This is a genomic window from Streptomyces sp. NBC_00009, assembly GCF_045040855.1.
Classification (GTDB): Bacteria; Actinomycetota; Actinomycetes; order Streptomycetales; family Streptomycetaceae; genus Streptomyces; species Streptomyces aureus.
Genome location: NZ_CP108312.1, coordinates 301,512 through 316,499, shown reverse-complemented (window position 1 = coordinate 316,499; position 14,988 = coordinate 301,512). Strand labels below are relative to the sequence as shown.

At 69.3% G+C, this 14,988-nt stretch carries 11 protein-coding genes; 4 read left to right on the top strand and 7 right to left on the bottom strand.

Translation table 11 applies throughout. The features are described 5' to 3' along the window. Positions 1 to 396: 396 nt before the first annotated feature. Positions 397 to 951 (bottom strand): hypothetical protein, encoded by a 555-nt coding sequence (locus OHA58_RS01420; RefSeq protein WP_405475453.1) that lies wholly within the window; start codon positions 949 to 951, stop codon positions 397 to 399. 425 nt (positions 952 to 1,376) lie between these two features. On the opposite strand from OHA58_RS01420, the gene OHA58_RS01415 reads away from it, so the two are divergent. Further along, the gene (locus OHA58_RS01415) at positions 1,377 to 3,353 is read left to right on the top strand and encodes an alpha-glucuronidase (protein WP_405475451.1); all 1,977 of its coding nucleotides are present in this window, start codon (positions 1,377 to 1,379) and stop codon (positions 3,351 to 3,353) included. 79 nt (positions 3,354 to 3,432) lie between these two features. Here the strand turns inward: OHA58_RS01415 and OHA58_RS01410 are convergent, their stop codons facing one another. From OHA58_RS01410 to OHA58_RS01385, 6 genes are read right to left on the bottom strand one after another with little or no spacing between them, the layout of a single operon-like run. Further along, the gene (locus tag OHA58_RS01410) at positions 3,433 to 5,460 is read right to left on the bottom strand and encodes a beta-galactosidase (RefSeq protein ID WP_405475448.1); all 2,028 of its coding nucleotides are present in this window, start codon (positions 5,458 to 5,460) and stop codon (positions 3,433 to 3,435) included. After that, complete coding sequence (locus tag OHA58_RS01405) at positions 5,457 to 6,137, bottom strand: hypothetical protein (protein WP_405475445.1); 681 nt, start codon at positions 6,135 to 6,137, stop codon at positions 5,457 to 5,459. The genes OHA58_RS01410 and OHA58_RS01405 overlap by 4 nt, the downstream gene beginning before the upstream one ends. Then, positions 6,134 to 7,627, bottom strand: coding sequence for a GH39 family glycosyl hydrolase (locus OHA58_RS01400; RefSeq protein ID WP_405475443.1), 1,494 nt, complete (start codon positions 7,625 to 7,627; stop codon positions 6,134 to 6,136). Before OHA58_RS01400 ends, OHA58_RS01405 begins: the two co-directional genes overlap by 4 nt. Beyond that, a complete protein-coding gene (locus tag OHA58_RS01395; protein ID WP_405475441.1) occupies positions 7,624 to 9,279 on the bottom strand; it encodes an extracellular solute-binding protein in 1,656 nt (551 codons plus the stop codon). The genes OHA58_RS01400 and OHA58_RS01395 overlap by 4 nt, the downstream gene beginning before the upstream one ends. 56 nt (positions 9,280 to 9,335) lie before the next feature. Further along, a complete protein-coding gene (locus OHA58_RS01390) occupies positions 9,336 to 10,208 on the bottom strand; it encodes a carbohydrate ABC transporter permease (RefSeq protein WP_405484677.1) in 873 nt (290 codons plus the stop codon). Positions 10,209 to 10,222: 14 nt separating this feature from the next. Beyond that, a complete protein-coding gene (locus OHA58_RS01385) occupies positions 10,223 to 11,194 on the bottom strand; it encodes an ABC transporter permease (protein WP_405484675.1) in 972 nt (323 codons plus the stop codon). Positions 11,195 to 11,418: 224 nt separating this feature from the next. Between OHA58_RS01385 and OHA58_RS01380 the strand changes: the two genes are divergently transcribed. The 3 genes from OHA58_RS01380 to OHA58_RS01370 all read left to right on the top strand — a co-directional run bounded on the left by OHA58_RS01380 (position 11,419) and on the right by OHA58_RS01370 (position 14,981). Beyond that, positions 11,419 to 12,414: an acetylxylan esterase gene (locus OHA58_RS01380; protein ID WP_405484673.1), complete on the top strand. Its 996-nt coding sequence runs from the start codon at positions 11,419 to 11,421 to the stop codon at positions 12,412 to 12,414. A 60-nt stretch (positions 12,415 to 12,474) separates the two neighbouring features. Continuing rightward, positions 12,475 to 13,560 (top strand): LacI family DNA-binding transcriptional regulator, encoded by a 1,086-nt coding sequence (locus OHA58_RS01375; protein WP_405475438.1) that lies wholly within the window; start codon positions 12,475 to 12,477, stop codon positions 13,558 to 13,560. Positions 13,561 to 13,685: 125 nt separating this feature from the next. Continuing rightward, on the top strand, positions 13,686 to 14,981 hold the full coding sequence (locus OHA58_RS01370) for an extracellular solute-binding protein (protein ID WP_405475435.1): 1,296 nt from the start codon (positions 13,686 to 13,688) through the stop codon (positions 14,979 to 14,981). Positions 14,982 to 14,988 lie beyond the last annotated feature (7 nt).

The window sequence follows — 14,988 nt, the reverse complement described above, 5'->3', positions numbered from 1 at the left end:
GGCCGCGAGTTGCTTCTCGGACAGGGCGAGGGCGGGCCCGCGACGGCCGGCGGTCGCCGTCTGGCCGCCGTCGGAGGTGCGGGTCCAGGTGACGGGGATCGGGTCGGGAATCGGAGTGGCGGCGGGGGCGCTCCGGTGGTGCTCAGGGCGGCGGCCTGTGCTGCGGGGAGGATGCCTCCGAGAGGCAGCAGGGTGGCGGCGGTTCCTCCGGCGAGCAGGAGGGTACGGCGGGACATGCTCATGGCAGCTCCTGATGAGAACAGGGAGGGGGCCACGGCCCGGGGGGACGTCCATCCCGGGCCCGGCACTGGTGGGCTCACCTGCTGAGGTGTCGCGTATTTCTGGGCGAGGTCGGCCTCGGCGTCACCGAGCGTGGTCGCCGGGGGCGTATCGGCTTCAGGTTCCGCCTGCTTCGGTGACCAGCCGTGTGGCTGTCTTGTCGTGGTGACCGAGCGCCTTCGCGATGACGGGGACCGGCGCTTGGAGGACAAGTTGGCGGATCGCGGAGGTCCTGCCACGCTGCGGCGGGACGCCGATCTTCCGCAAGTAAACTTGGAGGCTGACCGGGGTCATCGGCTGCCCGGGCTGACGGCCGGGGAAGAGCCACCGTGAGCTCCTGCTGCTGGCGCAGGGCAGGTATTGGCGGGACTGCATGTAGGCCCGCATCACGTCGGCGACCGGCTTCGGCAGTGGGGACGGCGGGTCGCCCAACTGGACGGTGACGGTGCCCTCGTTGTCGGTGACATCGTCGATGGTGAGGCGGACGATGCGGGTGACGGGTTGCGCATAGAGGAGAACGAGCGCGGCGGCGACCCGGGCCCGCGGGCCCAAGGAGTTGTCACTGAGGACCCGACGGAGCATCGCGAGCCGGCGGTGCTGGTGCAGCGGTTCCGAGTCCTGAGTGATGACCGCGGGCGGCAGCGTGAGGCGGGGCATCCGGCCGGTCTTCATGCACCACCGCAGGAATGACGGGGCCGGACAGCGGGTGGCCAGACGCTGCCACGTCAACAACGGCTTCCAGATGTGTCCGCACGGCAGCGTCGGCGGTGGAACCAACATCTTCACCATCTGGAACCGCAAGCGGTGACGAAAGGACCCAACAGATGACTCCCGAGCTGACCCGGCTCACTGAGCTGCTGCCGCGGCCTCAGGACGGCGGCCAGGCTCTGGACTGGAACGCCGCCGAAAGCACCCTGCAGACTGCGCGCCCCGCGGACTGCAAGGAGCTCATCGAAGCCTACGGAGGCGGCGCCCAGGAGGCGACATGCGCATCAGTTATTCGGTAAGGCTATTGACAAATCCGAGGCGTGGGCCGGAACAATCGCATCCGACATGTCGCGTCCGGCACGTCGGAGGTTCGCTCAGGAAGGCCGTCCATGCTTGTCGCCGGCAACGGGGTCGACCCCGCATGGCTGCCCGACGAGGCGCTGCGCGCGCTCGGTTCGCGGCGGGTCCGGGTCCGGGGTGACGGCGCCCTCGTCGACACGGTCCGGGACGAAGTCACGTACGCCTGCGCGCAGTTCGGCGGTGCGCAGGTTAACGACGACGGCGTGTGCGATCTGCTGCTGAGCCTGGACAAGGCCGGCGACGAAGGCCCGGACGGCTTCACCCTGGAGCGGGCGGGCGGCCGCACCACGGTCACGGCCGCCGACCCGGCAGGTCTGCTCTACGGCTACTTCGAGGTCGTACGCCTGGGAGAGGCCGCGTTCACGGACGCGCCCTCGCGGACCCACCGCCCCGCCCTCGCCCTGCGCATGCTCAACCACTGGGACAACGTCGCGGTCCACCCCGTCATGGGACAGGTCGAGCGTGGCTACGCGGGCGGATCGATCTTCTGGGAGGACGGGCGGGCGCGCGGCGACCTGGCGCGGGTGCGGGCGTACGCGAGGCTGCTGGCGGCCTGCGGGATCAACGCCCTCAGCGTCAACAACGTCAACGTCCACGAGGCCGAGGCGCACCTCCTCACCGACCGCATCGGTGAAGTGGCAGCCATTACATGCGAGTTGAGGGCGTACGGCATCCGCACCCACCTCTCCGTCAGCTTCGCCGCGCCCCTCGTCCTGGGCGGGCTTGACACCGCCGACCCGCTGGACGAGGGCGTACGTGCGTGGTGGCGCGCGGCCGTGGACCAGGTGTACGAGACCATCCCCGACTTCGGCGGCTTCGTCGTCAAAGCCGACTCCGAAGGGCAGCCGGGCCCCTTCGCCTACGGCCGCAGCCACGCCGACGGCGCCAACCTGCTCGCCGACGCACTCGCCCCGCACGGTGGCACCGTCCACTGGCGGGCCTTCGTCTACGACCACCGCCAGGACTGGCGCGACCGGAGCACCGACCGGGCACGCGCCGCGTACGACCACTTCGCCCCGCTCGACGGGCAGTTCAGGGACAACGCGGTCCTCCAGGTCAAGCACGGACCGATGGACTTCCAGGTCCGCGAACCCGTCTCACCGGTCATCGGCGCCATGCCCCGCACCCGCGTCGCCGTCGAACTCCAGGTCACCCAGGAGTACACCGGCCAGCAGCGGCATGTGTGCGCGCTCGCGCCGATGTGGTCCGAGGTACTGCGATTTCGGCCGGCGGGCGACCAGGGCCCCGAGGTGGGCGCGCTCGCGGACGACCTCGTGGCGGTGTCGAACGTCGGCGACGACCCGTACTGGACGGGACACCCTCTCGCCCAGTTCAACCTGTACGCCTTCGGCCGCCTCGCCTGGCAGCCGGACGCCGCCCCAGCCCCAATTCTCGGCGAATGGACGGAGTTGACCTTCACCCCCGACCGCACCACGGACCCCGAACGGCTCCGAGCCGGCCTGCGGGACGTGCTGGCCGGGTCCTGGGCGACGTACGAGAAGTACACCGCACCCCTCGGCGTCGGATTCATGGTGCAGCCCGGGCACCACTACGGTCCGAGCGTCGACGGCTACGAGTACAGCCCCTGGGGCACGTACCACTTCGCCGACCGCGACGGCGTCGGCGTGGACCGCAGCCGGGCCACCGGAACCGGGTACGCGGCCCAGTACGCGAAGCCGTGGTCCGAGACCTACGAGACCCCCGACACCTGCCCCGACGAACTCCTCCTCTTCTTCCACCACGTGCCGTACGAGCATGTGCCGCGCAGCGGGAAGACCGTCATCCAGCACATCTACGACACACACTTCGAGGGCGTTGAGGAGGCCGAGGCCGCGAGACAGGTGTGGACCTCCCTCGCGGACCTGGTTTCACCCGCCCGGCATGCGCGGGTGACCGAGCGGTACGAGGAGCAGGTGCGCTGCGCCCGCGAGTGGCGGGACCAGGTGAACAGCTACTTCCTGCGCAAGTCCGGGGTGCCGGACCAGAAGGGGCGGCACATTCACTGAGCGCGAAGTGCGGCTTGGAGGGCCGACGGCGGGTACATGCCTACGTGCAGCCGGGCGCGCTGCCCGCCCCGGCTCCGGCTCACCCGATCCGCAGCACGGCGACGCCCAGCGGGTCAAGAGTGAGCGGCTCTCCCTTCTCGTGGTGCTGGCCCGAGAGGAGGTCCGTCGCGGCCGTGTGCGCCGTCAACTGGGCATCTGTGGCCGCATGATTGAGGAGGAACAAGAGGTGCGTTCCGTCGGGCGTGACACGGGTCGACGTCTCCACGTCCGTGTGTTCGGCGTACGGGCCGACCAGACCGTGCCGGTCCAGGACCCGGCGCACCACCCGGTCCGTCCCGGCGTCGTCCAGATGCGTCGCCACGTACCAGCCCTCGCCGCCGCGGTCGCCGAAACGGTTGCGGGTGATCGCGGGCGTGCCCGCGTAGAAGTCGGAGGTGTACGCGCCGACCAGCTCGGCACCCTGGGGGACGACGATCTCGAAGACCAGGCGGGACGCCACCTCCTGGCCGTCCAGGTCGACCGGGTTCGTCACCTCCGGCGGACGTGAGTCCCACTCGTCCACGCGCACGCCGGTCAGCCGGCCGAGCGGGCCCGGCACGTCCGTCAGGAACGCCCGGTCGTGCTCGTCGCCGCGCCCGGACAGGAACGTCGTCAGGACCGTGCCGCCGCGCGCGGCCACCGCCTCCAGTCGCTCCGCCACATCGCCCTTCACCAGGTGCAGGACGGGGGCCAGGACCACGTCGTACGCCGACAGATCCGCGGTCACCGGGACGACGTCCACGTCCGCGCCTGCCACCCGTGCCGCCCGGTAGTAGCCGTGCACCACGTCGATGTACTTCATCAGCCGCGAGGGGCCGTCCGAGATCTCCAGCGCCCACCAGCTGTCCCAGTCGAAGAGCAGCGCGGTGCGGGCCGGGGTGCGGGCTCCGAGCGTCACATTGCCCAGCCGCTCCAACTCGCTGCCGAGCAGGGCTACTTCATGGAAGACGCGCGTGTCGTGGCGTCCAGCGTGGCCGATCACCGCACCGTGGTACTTCTCGCACGCGCCGCGCGACGCACGCATCTGGAAGTAGAGGACCGCGTCCGCGCCGTGCGCCACGGCCTGCCAGCTCGCGAGCCGCGACTCCCCGGGCCTGCGCAGCGGGTTGACGTCACGGCACGCCGTCGTCGACGGCGTCTGCTCCATCAGCCAGAACGGGGCGCCGTCCTTCAGGCCGCGCATCAGGTCGTGGGCGAGCGCCGGCCAGGACGGTGGCGCGTCGAGCGGCGGATAGCTGTCCCAGGACGCGAAGTCGAGGTGCGGCGCCCAGCGGTGGTAGTCCAACGGGCGGTACAGACCCATGAAGTTGGTCGTCACCGGCGTGTCCCTGCTGTGGGCGCGGATCGCCTCCTTCTCCGCCACGAAGCAGCCGAGCAGCGCGTCCGTCATGAACCGCTGGTAGTCGAGCGTGATGCCCTGGAACGCCGTGTGGTCGGGGCCGCGCCAGTGCTCCGTCAGCGCGCTCGGCGGTTCGATCTCCGCCCAGTCCGTGTAGCGGTGCGACCAGAACGTCGTCCACCAGGCGTCGTTGAGCGCGTCCAGCGTCCCGTGCCGTGCGCGCAGCCACTCGCGGAACGCCTCGGCGCACAGCTCGCAGTAACAGGCGCCGCCGTACTCGTTGTTGACATGCCAGGCGAGCAGCGCCGGGTGGTCGGCGTAGCGCTGCGCGAGGCGGCCCGCGAGCGCCGTGGACAGGCGGCGGTACGCGGGTGAGCTCGGGCAGAAGTTGTGGCGTTGCCCGTAGCCGTGCCGGCGGCCTTCGAAGTCGGTGCGGTTGACTTCCGGGTGGGCCTTCGCGAGCCACGGCGGCAGCGCGGCCGTCCCGGTGCCGAGCACGACCCGGCGGGCCTCGGCCGCGGCCCGGTCGAGAATCCGGTCCAGGAACGTGAAGTCGTAGGTGTCCGGCGCGGGTTGGAGCAGGGACCACGCGAAGACGCCGACCGTGAGTGTGTCGATCCCGGCCTGCGTGAACAGCCGGTGGTCCGCGCTCCACACCTCCTCGGGCCACTGCTCGGGGTTATAGTCCCCGCCGTAGGGGATCTTCGGGGTGCCGGGGGCGCCGCTCATGCGGTGAACTCCTCCTGGGTCTCGGTGATCATCGGGCGGCTGGTGCGCAGCAGCGAGAGCAGCAGCAGCGGGGTGAGGAGCAGGGGCAGGGCCTCGGTGAACCACAGCGTGGCCGCGCCCGCGACGACCAGCGCGCTGAGCGCCCCGGCCGTCGCTCCGCCCCGGCGCAGCATGAAGTACGCGGCGAGACGTGCTGTGTCCGCCGTACGGAAGCTGAACAGAGCCAGCAGGACAAGGGAGTTGGCGCCCCAGAGCGCCACGCCCACTCCGATCAGCCCGAGCAGGGCCGCCCACCAGCTGGGCAGTCCGGTCGCGGCGAAGTGCGTGAGGCTGTATGCGATGACCGTCAGCCATGCCAGGAGCGGCAGCCACATGCGCAGTGTGGCGGCGGAGTTGATGCGCAGCGCGTGCAGATACGCGCGGGCCGGACGCAGCTCTGTCAGGTCGCTGCTGCGGTGGTGAAGCGCGTACAGAGCGGCGGTCAGGGCGGGCCCCAGCGGAACCAGGCACAGCGCAGCCAGCGGCAGGCTGCCCGGTTCGCCGCTGAGGAACAGCAGGCCCACACCGCCGGGCGCCACCGTGGCAAGGAGCAGCACCTCGACCGTCAGGAGTGTGTGGACCAGCGCGCAGGCCCGAGAGAGCGGGCTTGCGCCGAAGTGGGTCGCGGCGGTGCTCATCGCGTATTGCCGCCCCCGAGCAGCCGCCCCTCGTCCCACCACGGCGGAGCCTCCTCCGCCACCGGCTCCAGCTCCACCAGCGTCACCTCGTTCTTCTCCAAGGCGATCTCGACGACCGCCGCGAAATCCCGTACAGGCAGCCGGAGATGGGAGCGAACCGGCTCCGCCGCCTCGTGCAGGACGTCCAGCTGGTGCGCGCGCGGCGAGCGCGGGCTGCCCATCCGTCGCCACGCCGTGTACGCGTTGCCGCGCTCCTCGTCCACGCTGGAGCGGCGCAGGAACACCTCGTCCCCGCCGACCGGCACGGACAGGTGCACCGTGTGACCGTCCGCGCCGGGCGCCGCCCACGCCAACGCCGTGACCCGGCCGTCCGTGTGCCGCGTCACCAGATGGTCTTCGCCGCGCGCGAGCACCTCGTCGCCCATGCGGGCCATGAAGGCGTAGAGGTGGTACGTGGGCTTCTTCACCTGGCGGTGCGTCAGGAGTCCGAAGCCGCCGTGGAACAGCGCCGTCGGCACCCCCACCTCCTCGAACATGTCGCTGAACGTCCAGTACGAGAAGGAGTCCACGAGGTCTCCGCCGCCGGCCAGCACCGGCGCCAGGTACGCGGCATGAAAGGCCGTGTCGTGGATGAGGTTGTCCGGGCGGTACGACGAGTTGAACTCCGTGATATGGACCGGGAGTTCGGACAGGGGCGTCCCCTTCAGCTCCTGCCTCGGCGCCGCGAACTGCTCCAGGAGCCGCCCCGCGGGCGCCAGCGTCTGATGCCTGCCGAACGGCACCTGCTGCGCCGGACCCGACGTGTACGCGTGCCGCGACACGAAGTCGACCGGCAGCCCACGCCCCCCGACGAACTCGGCGAACCGTGCCAGCCATCCCTCGTCGGCGCCCGGCGACAGCGCGGGCCCGCCCACCTGCAGCGACGCGTCGACGTCCTTCACCGCCAGGGCCGACACCTCGTACAGACGGTGATAGGCCGCCTGGTCCGCTCCCTCCCAGAAGTCCGGGAGATCCGGCTCGTTCCACACCTCGATCGGCCAGGTGCGCACCTCGTCCAGGCCGTAGCGGTCCACCAGGTGGGTCACGGTCGCGCGCACCAGATCCGCCCACTCCCGGTGCGAGGACGGCGGCGTGACGTTACCGCCCCACCAGAACACCGTCTGCTCGCCCGACGCCAACTCCCGTGGCATGAAGCCGAGTTCGACGAAGGGACGGATACCGAGTTCCAGGTACGCGTCCACGACCTGGTCGACGTACGTGAACGCGTGGTGCACCCGCCGCGCGCTCTGCCACTCGTACGGCCGGTACACGCCCATGCCGTCGCTCAGCAGGCCGTGCCCGCGGATGTACCGGAAGTCGATCTCGCGCTGGAGCAGGGTGAGGGAGTCCTGGTAGTCGCGGCGCAGGGCGAGTTCCATGCGGCCCGTGCCGACGCACTCACGCCAGGCGGTGCCGAGCCGGCCGACCGGCTCCGAAGGGACGTGGATCACCCGTTCTCCTTCTGGTACCGCTCGTAGGCCTTGGTGTGCAGATCCGCGAGGCGGTCGCTGTTCTTCGCCTTCGCCTCCGCCACGTAGGAGTCCCATTCGGACAGCGGGCGCTTGCCGAGTACGAACTTCAGCATGTTCTGGTTCATATGGTCCTTGAGCGGCGTCTCCCACAGCGTCGCCTGCTCCTGCTCCGCCGACTGCAGCGGGTGCGGCGGGTCGATCGGCAGTTGCTTACGCGTGGCCATCGCGTCCTGGAACTTCTTCTCGTCCGGGCTGAAAGAAGACGACACCAGATCCCAGCTGCCGCCGTACGTGAACACGCCGTTGAAGAAGCCGTAGTCCTTCTGCAGATCCTTCGGCGCCTTCGGGTCGGAGCCCATGAGCGAGATGCCGGGCTTGAGCTCGTACGTGCTCCCGGACTTGGTGTACGTGACGCCCTCGACGCCCCACTTGCAGAAGGCCTGGCCCTCGTCCGAGTACCAGAGCCAGTCCAGGAACTGCATCATCGCGACGAAGTTGTCGCTCTTGAGGGCCTCGCTGGAGACCATCACGCCGTTCTCCAGGCGGGCGCCGCCCAGGACGACTTCGCCGGCCGGGCCGAGCGGCACCGGGACCATCTCGATCTTCGCGCCCTTGACCTGCTTCTCCAGGTTGAAGCGGTAGTTCTGGACCAGCTCCTGCGGGTTCGCGCTGATCGCGAAGGACTTCTCGCTGAGGAGCTTCTTCACCGCGTCGTCGTCGGTCTGCGTGAAGCTCTCCGGGTCGATGAGCTTCTCGTCGACCAACTTCCGCAGATACTCGACCACTTGGCGGAAGCCGTCCGTGGCGCCGGTGTACACGAACCTCTTCGCCTTCGTGTCGAAGGTGACGTTGTCGTACGTCCAGCCGGCCTTCACCCCGTACGACTGCCCCAGATAGCCGACCAGCGCTCCCGCCGGATAGACGGTGTTGGTGCTCCAGCGGTCGGAGAGCGGATAGCGGTCCGGGTACTCGGCCTTGACCGCCTTGAGGACGTCGTACACCTCGTCCCACGTCGCCGGGAGCTCCACACCGATCTTGTCGAGGACGTCTGTGCGGAAGGCCAGCGAGTAGCCGGACTTCACCTTCTCGTGCAGACCGGGCAGCAGGTAGTACTTGCCGTCGGACTGGCGGAAGGAATCCAGCTCCGGCTCCAGCTTCCACTTCTTGACCTTGTCGCGGAAGTTGGGCATCAGGCGCACGTACTCGCTCACCGGCAGGATCGCGCCCGACGACACGAACGCGACCTCGGCAGGGTGGTACGTCTTCGGGATCAGGAACGGCGCGTCGCCCGAGCCGATCAGCAGGCTGCGCTTCTTCTCGTAGTCGCTCAGCGGCACGTCGACCGGCTTGAGAGTGACGCCGGTGCGCTTGCTGACCTCCTTCCAGAACAGCCAGTCCTTCTTCGTCGGGTACACCGGGTTGTTGTTGTGCAGCACGGAGAACGACAGCGCCTTGGTGGCCTTGAACCGCTCGCCGGCGCGGTAGTCCTTCATCGCGCCGTCCTGCTTCTTCGACAGGTCCTTGGAGTCGCCGCCGTCGTCGCCGCTGCCGCAGCCGGTGAGTGCGGCCAGGCCCGCGAAGCCCGCCGCGGCGAGCAGGGACCTTCTCGACAGCTGACCGTGGTTTGTCACGTGAACTCCCTTGATACGTACGTCAGGTGAGGTGGAGGAGGGGGTGCGCCGGGGTCTCAGCCATTGACCGCGCCGAGCATCACGCCCGAGACGAAGTACCGCTGCACGAACGGGTAGACGGCGAGGATCGGCAGCGCCGTGAGCACGATGGTCACCGACTGGATGTTCGCGGCGGCCTGCGAGAGCTGGTCCGTCCCGGCGCCGGCGTTGCCGCCCGTCGTGGCGCCCGCGATCAGGTTGCGCAGATAGACCGTGGCCGGCATCAGTTCGGTGCGGTCCATGTACAGGAACGCCGAGAACCAGGAGTTCCAGAACGACACGGTGTAGAAGAGCGCCATCGTCGCGATGACAGCCTTCGACAGCGGCAGCACGACCTTCCACAGAATCCCGTATGTGCTCAGGCCGTCGATCTGCGCGGCCTCCTCCAGCTCGCTCGGCATGTTCTCGAAGAACGCCTTCATCACGAGGAGGTTGAAGACACTGATCGCGTTCGGCAGGGCGATCGCCCAGAGCGAGTTCTTCAGGCCCAGGCTGGTGATCAGGACGTAGTTGGGGATCAGGCCGCCGGAGAAGAACATCGTGAACACGGCGATCCCGATGAGCATCCCGCGCCCGCGCAGATCCTTCTTCGACAGGACGTAGGCGTAGATCGTGGTGAGGGTCATCGCGACGACGGTGGCGACCACCGTGTACAGGACGGTGTTCCCGTACGAGCGCCAGAACGTGCCGTCGCCGAAGACAATCTTGTACGTGGTGAGGTTGAAGCCCTGGGGCCACAGCGTCACCTCGCCCGCCCTGATCTGCCGCTCCCCGCTGAACGAGCGGGCGATGATGTTGACGAACGGGTAGAGCGTCACCACCACGACCAGGGTCAGGACGGCGCCGTTGACGCCCTGGAAGACGCGGTGGCCGCGGGTCGGCCGGTTCACCGAGATGCGTGTGTTCACCACAGGCTCGTCCCCACGGTCTTGCGTGACATCTGGTTCGCGGACGTGATCAGTACGAGGCCGATGACCGCCTCGAACAGGCCGATCGCGGCGGCGTAGCTGAAGGAGTTCGACTCGATGCCCGTGCGGTAGAGGTACGTCGAGATGACGTCGGCCGTCGGGTACGTCAGCGGGTTGTAGAGCAGCATGATCTTCTCGAAGCCGACCGCCATGAACGTGCCGATGTTCAGGATGAGCAGCGTCATCATGGTCGGGCGGATGCCGGGCAGGGTGACGTGCCAGGTCTGCTGCCAGCGGTTCGCGCCGTCGATACGGGCCGCCTCGTACAGGTCGTCGTCGATGGTGCTGAGCGCGGCGAGATAGAGGATCGTGCCCCAGCCGGCCGTCTGCCAGACCTCGGAGCCGACGTAGATCGTCCGGAACCACTCGGGTTCCTGGATGAACCGGATCGGGTCGTGGCCGAACGTCGAGAGGGCGTGGTTGACCGGGCCGTCCGTGGCCAGCATCTGCATCGTGATGCCCGCGGTGATCACGACCGACAGGAAGTGCGGGAGATACGACACCGACTGCACGAAGCGTTGCAGTGCGGTGCGCCGGACCTCGTTGAGCAGCAGCGCCAGGACGATCGGCACCGGGAAGCAGAACACGAGCGTCAGCAGGCCCATCCAGAGCGTGTTCCGGAAGACCTGCCAGAAGGCGGGGTCCCTGAGGAACATGTCCACGTAGCGCAGGCCCACCCAGTCCTCGCCGAGGATCGATCCGCCCGGCTCGAAGCGGCGGAAGGCGATCACGTTGCCGATCATCGGCAGATATCGGAACACCAGGAAGAACAGGATCGGCAGGACGGCCAGGGAGTACAACTGCCAGTCCCGGCGCAGCGCTTGGCGCCAGGGGCGCTTGCCCGACGGTGCTTTGCGGGGCGGCGGCGGGTCCTGGGTCGGATCGGTACGGGGCGGGCTGCCCGTCATGGCGGAGGTTGTCATGCAGGGCCTTTCGTCACACGGCTGCGCGAGGTCGGGCATGCGCGGATACGTCGGCGGGCGCACGGAGCGGCTCACGGGAAGGGGAAGGCGCGACCGAGAACTTTCGGGAATCTTCCGGTAACGTCGCCGCAACCTAGATCCGCTCCCGAGCCCTGTCAATGGGTGTTGCCGTAACGGGAGTTGGCCCCACGACCCGCTGTGAGGTGTCTGTGCCCGCCTTCGACCTGCCCCTTGACCAGCTGGAGCGCTATCGGCCGGACCTCGAAGAACCTGCCGACTTCGACGCCTTCTGGCAGGCCACGCTCAAGTCCGATGAGCCACTTGAACCGATCGTCCTGGCCCGGCCCGTCGACAACGGCCTCAGCCTTGTCGAGAGCTGGGACGTGACCTTCCGCGGCTTCTCCGGTGACCGCGTCCGCGCCTGGTACACGCGGCCCGCCGGGGTCCCCCGACTCCTGCCCGGCGTCGTGGAGTTCGCCGGGTACGGGCGCGGCCGCGGCCTCCCGCACGAGCGCCTCACCTGGGCGAACGCCGGATACGCGCATCTGCTCATGGACAACCGCGGCCAGGGCGACCAGTACGGCAACGGCGGCGCCACCCCCGACCCGCACGCGCACGCCCCCGGCGGCCCGGGACCGGCCGTGCGCGGGCTGCTCGACCCGCACGACCACCACTACCGGCGCCTGATCACCGACGCCGTCCGCGCGGTCACCGTGCTGCGCGCCCTGCCCGGCGTCGACCCCTCGCGCATCGCTGCCGTCGGCAACAGCCAGGGCGGGGGAGTGGCCCTTGCCGTCGCCGGACTCGTCCCGGATCTCGTGGCGGCCCTGGTCACGGCGCCGCTGCTGTGCGGCATCCGGCGGGCCATCGATCTGACGGACGACGGGCCCTACGGGGAGATCGCCGCGTACCTCGCCGTGCACCGGGGCGCGGAGACGGCCGCGTACCGGACGCTGTCCTATCTGGAGGGCGCCTCGTTCGCGCGCCGCGCCCACGCCCCGGCCCACTTCGGAGTCGGCCTGCGCGACACGGTGTGCCCGCCGAGCGGTGCGTACGCGGCGTACCACCGGTACGGCGAGCTGACCGGGAGCGACCCTGTGCGGGAGATCCACGCATATCCGTACAACGGGCATGAAGGGGGCGAAGCTGCCCATGTGCGGCGCCAACTCGCCTGGCTGCGCGGGATCGTGGAGGGTGGGGCTTGACGGGCGGCAGGCCGGGGGCATGTCCTACGGTTTTCCGGAAAGCACACGGAGATCTTCCGGATGTACAGGTTGACGGAGGTGGGGAACGTGGCCGGGGAAGGCGCTCAGCGCAAGGCCGCCACGCGGAGCCCGGACGGGCCGGCCAAGGTGACGATCACCGAGATCGCGCGGGAGGCAGGGGTGTCCGTGCCCACCGTCTCGCGGGTCGTCAACGGGCGCTCCGACGTCTCGCCCGCCACCCGGGCCCGGGTCGAGGATCTGCTGCACCGGCACGGCTACCAGCGCCGGCCGGCCGCGACGGCGGAGCGGGCGGCCCTGCTCGACCTGGTCTTCAACGACCTCGACAGCCCCTGGGCCGTGGAGATCATCCGCGGTGTCGAGGAGGTGGCGCACGAGGCAGGTGTGGGCACGGTGGTCTCTGCGAACCATGACCGGGCGGGGGCCGCGCGGCAGTGGATGACCAATCTGCGGGCCCGCGCCTCCGACGGCGTGATCCTTGTGACGTCCGTCCTCGAACCCGGCCTCCACGACGAACTGCGCCGCCTGGGCGTGCCGTTGGTGGTGATCGACCCGGCCGGCTCGCCCGCCACCGAGGCGCCGACGGTGGGTGCCACCAACTGGGCCGGCGGGATGGCCGCGACCGAGCATCTACTGGGCCTCGGTCACCGGCGGATCGGTTTCATCGAGGGCCCACCCCGGCTGCTGTGCTCCCGGGCCAGGCTCGACGGCTACCGGGCGGCCCTGGACGTGGCGGGGGTGCCGGTCGAGGACGAGCTGATCGTGCCCGGGGACTTCTACCACGAGTCCGGATTCACTGGCTGCAACCGGCTGCTGGATCTCGCGGACCCGCCCACCGCCGTCTTCGCCGCCAGTGACCAGATGGCGTTGGGCGCGATCGAGGCGCTGCGCCGGAGCGGTCTGCGGGTGCCCGAGGACATGAGCGTCGTCGGCTTCGACGACCTGCCGGAGGTGCGCTGGAGCGCGCCGCCGCTTACCACGGTGCGCCAACCCCTTTCGGATATGGGCAAGTTGGCGGCCCGCGCCGTCCTGGATCTCGCGCGCGACGTCGCGCCCCCGTCGCCACGCATCGAGCTGGCGACGGAGCTCGTGGTCAGGGCCAGTACGGGAGCGCCGCGCGAGGCATAACGGAAGACACCGCTCCGGGGGTGTCAACGGCTTTTTTTGTCAAGGCCGTTGACACCCCCGTCGCACGTCCGTAACTTCCGTGGCCATCTCCCGATAGTTTTCGGATCTCTTCCGGAAGGCGTGCCATGTCAGCCTCAGATTTCTCCCGCCGACGTTTCCTCGGCACCGTCACTGTCGCCGGTCTGGGGACCGTGGTGCTCTCGTCCTGCGGGGACTCCGACTCCGGGTCCACCGACAGCCAGGGCCGCACCGTCGTCGAGTGGTGGAACATCCAGACGACCCAGCCGTCCAAGCGACTGTGGGCGGAGCAGGCCAAGGCGTACGAGAAGGCCCACCCCGACGTGCGGATCAAGCTGGTGACGCTGGAGAACGAGGCGTTCAAGTCGAAGCTGACCGCCCTGACCAGCTCCAGCAAGCTGCCGGACCTGTTCCACACCTGGGGCGGGGGTGTGCTCAAGCAACAGGTGGACGCCGGCCTCGTCGAGGACCTCACGGATTCCGTCAAGCCGTGGATCGACGACCTGGTGCCCGTCTCCAAGGAGGCCTACCAGTTCGACGGGAAGCTGTACGCGGTGCCGATCGACATCGGCGGCGTGGGCTTCTGGTACAACAAGGCGCTGTTCAAGAAGGCCGGTATCGCCGCCCCGCCCACGACCTGGTCCGCCTTCCTCGACACGGTCAAGAAGCTGAAGTCGGCCGGCATCACCCCGATCGCCCTCGCCGGCAAGGAGAAGTGGCCCGGCATGTACTACTGGGCCTACCTCGCGATGCGCATCGCGGGCGTCGACGGGATGCAGAAGGCCGGCGAGGCCAAGGACTTCACCGGCGACGACTTCGTCAAGGCGGGCGAGCACGTCAAGGAACTCGTCGCTCTCCAGCCGTTCCAGAAGGGCTTCCTCGGCGCCGCCTTCTCGGGCCCCACGGGCGAGGCCGCCCAGATGGGCAACGGAAAAGCGGCGATGGAGCTGATGGGGCAGTGGGCGCCCACCGTTCAGGCGGCCGAGGGCAAGGGGCTCGGCGACGGCCTCGACTTCTTCCCGTTCCCGTCGGTCGAGGGCGGCAAGGGCAAGGGCACCGACGTCTTCGGCGGCGGTGGCGGCTACGCCCTGCGCAAGGGCGCGCCCAAGGAGAGCATCGACTTCCTGAAGTTCTTCATGAGCGCCGAGTCGGACAGCAAGCTCGTCAAGGCGGGAGTCCTGATCCCGATCAACAAGGGCTCCATGGACGCCCTCACCGACCCCCATCTCAAGGCGGTCTCCGACATGCTGAACGCCTCCACCGGCTTCCAGCTCTATCTCGACCAGGCCTACCCGCCGGCCGTCGGCCAGGAGATCAACGACTCGGTGGCCGCGCTGATCGCAGGCTCGAAGTCCCCGGAACAAGTGACGCGTTCCATCACCCAGGTCGCCAAGAGCCAGTAGCCCAGGA

Bases quoted from the DNA above. Each gene is read 5' to 3' on its own strand.
- OHA58_RS01420 (WP_405475453.1), bottom strand. From the start codon at position 951: ATGAAGACCGGCCGGATGCCCCGCCTCACGCTGCCGCCCGCGGTCATC.
- OHA58_RS01415 (WP_405475451.1), top strand. From the start codon at position 1,377: ATGCTTGTCGCCGGCAACGGGGTCGACCCCGCATGGCTGCCCGACGAG.
- OHA58_RS01410 (WP_405475448.1), bottom strand. From the start codon at position 5,460: ATGAGCGGCGCCCCCGGCACCCCGAAGATCCCCTACGGCGGGGACTAT.
- OHA58_RS01405 (WP_405475445.1), bottom strand. From the start codon at position 6,137: ATGAGCACCGCCGCGACCCACTTCGGCGCAAGCCCGCTCTCTCGGGCC.
- OHA58_RS01385 (WP_405484675.1), bottom strand. From the start codon at position 11,194: ATGACGGGCAGCCCGCCCCGTACCGATCCGACCCAGGACCCGCCGCCG.
- OHA58_RS01375 (WP_405475438.1), top strand. From the start codon at position 12,475: ATGTACAGGTTGACGGAGGTGGGGAACGTGGCCGGGGAAGGCGCTCAG.
- OHA58_RS01370 (WP_405475435.1), top strand. From the start codon at position 13,686: ATGTCAGCCTCAGATTTCTCCCGCCGACGTTTCCTCGGCACCGTCACT.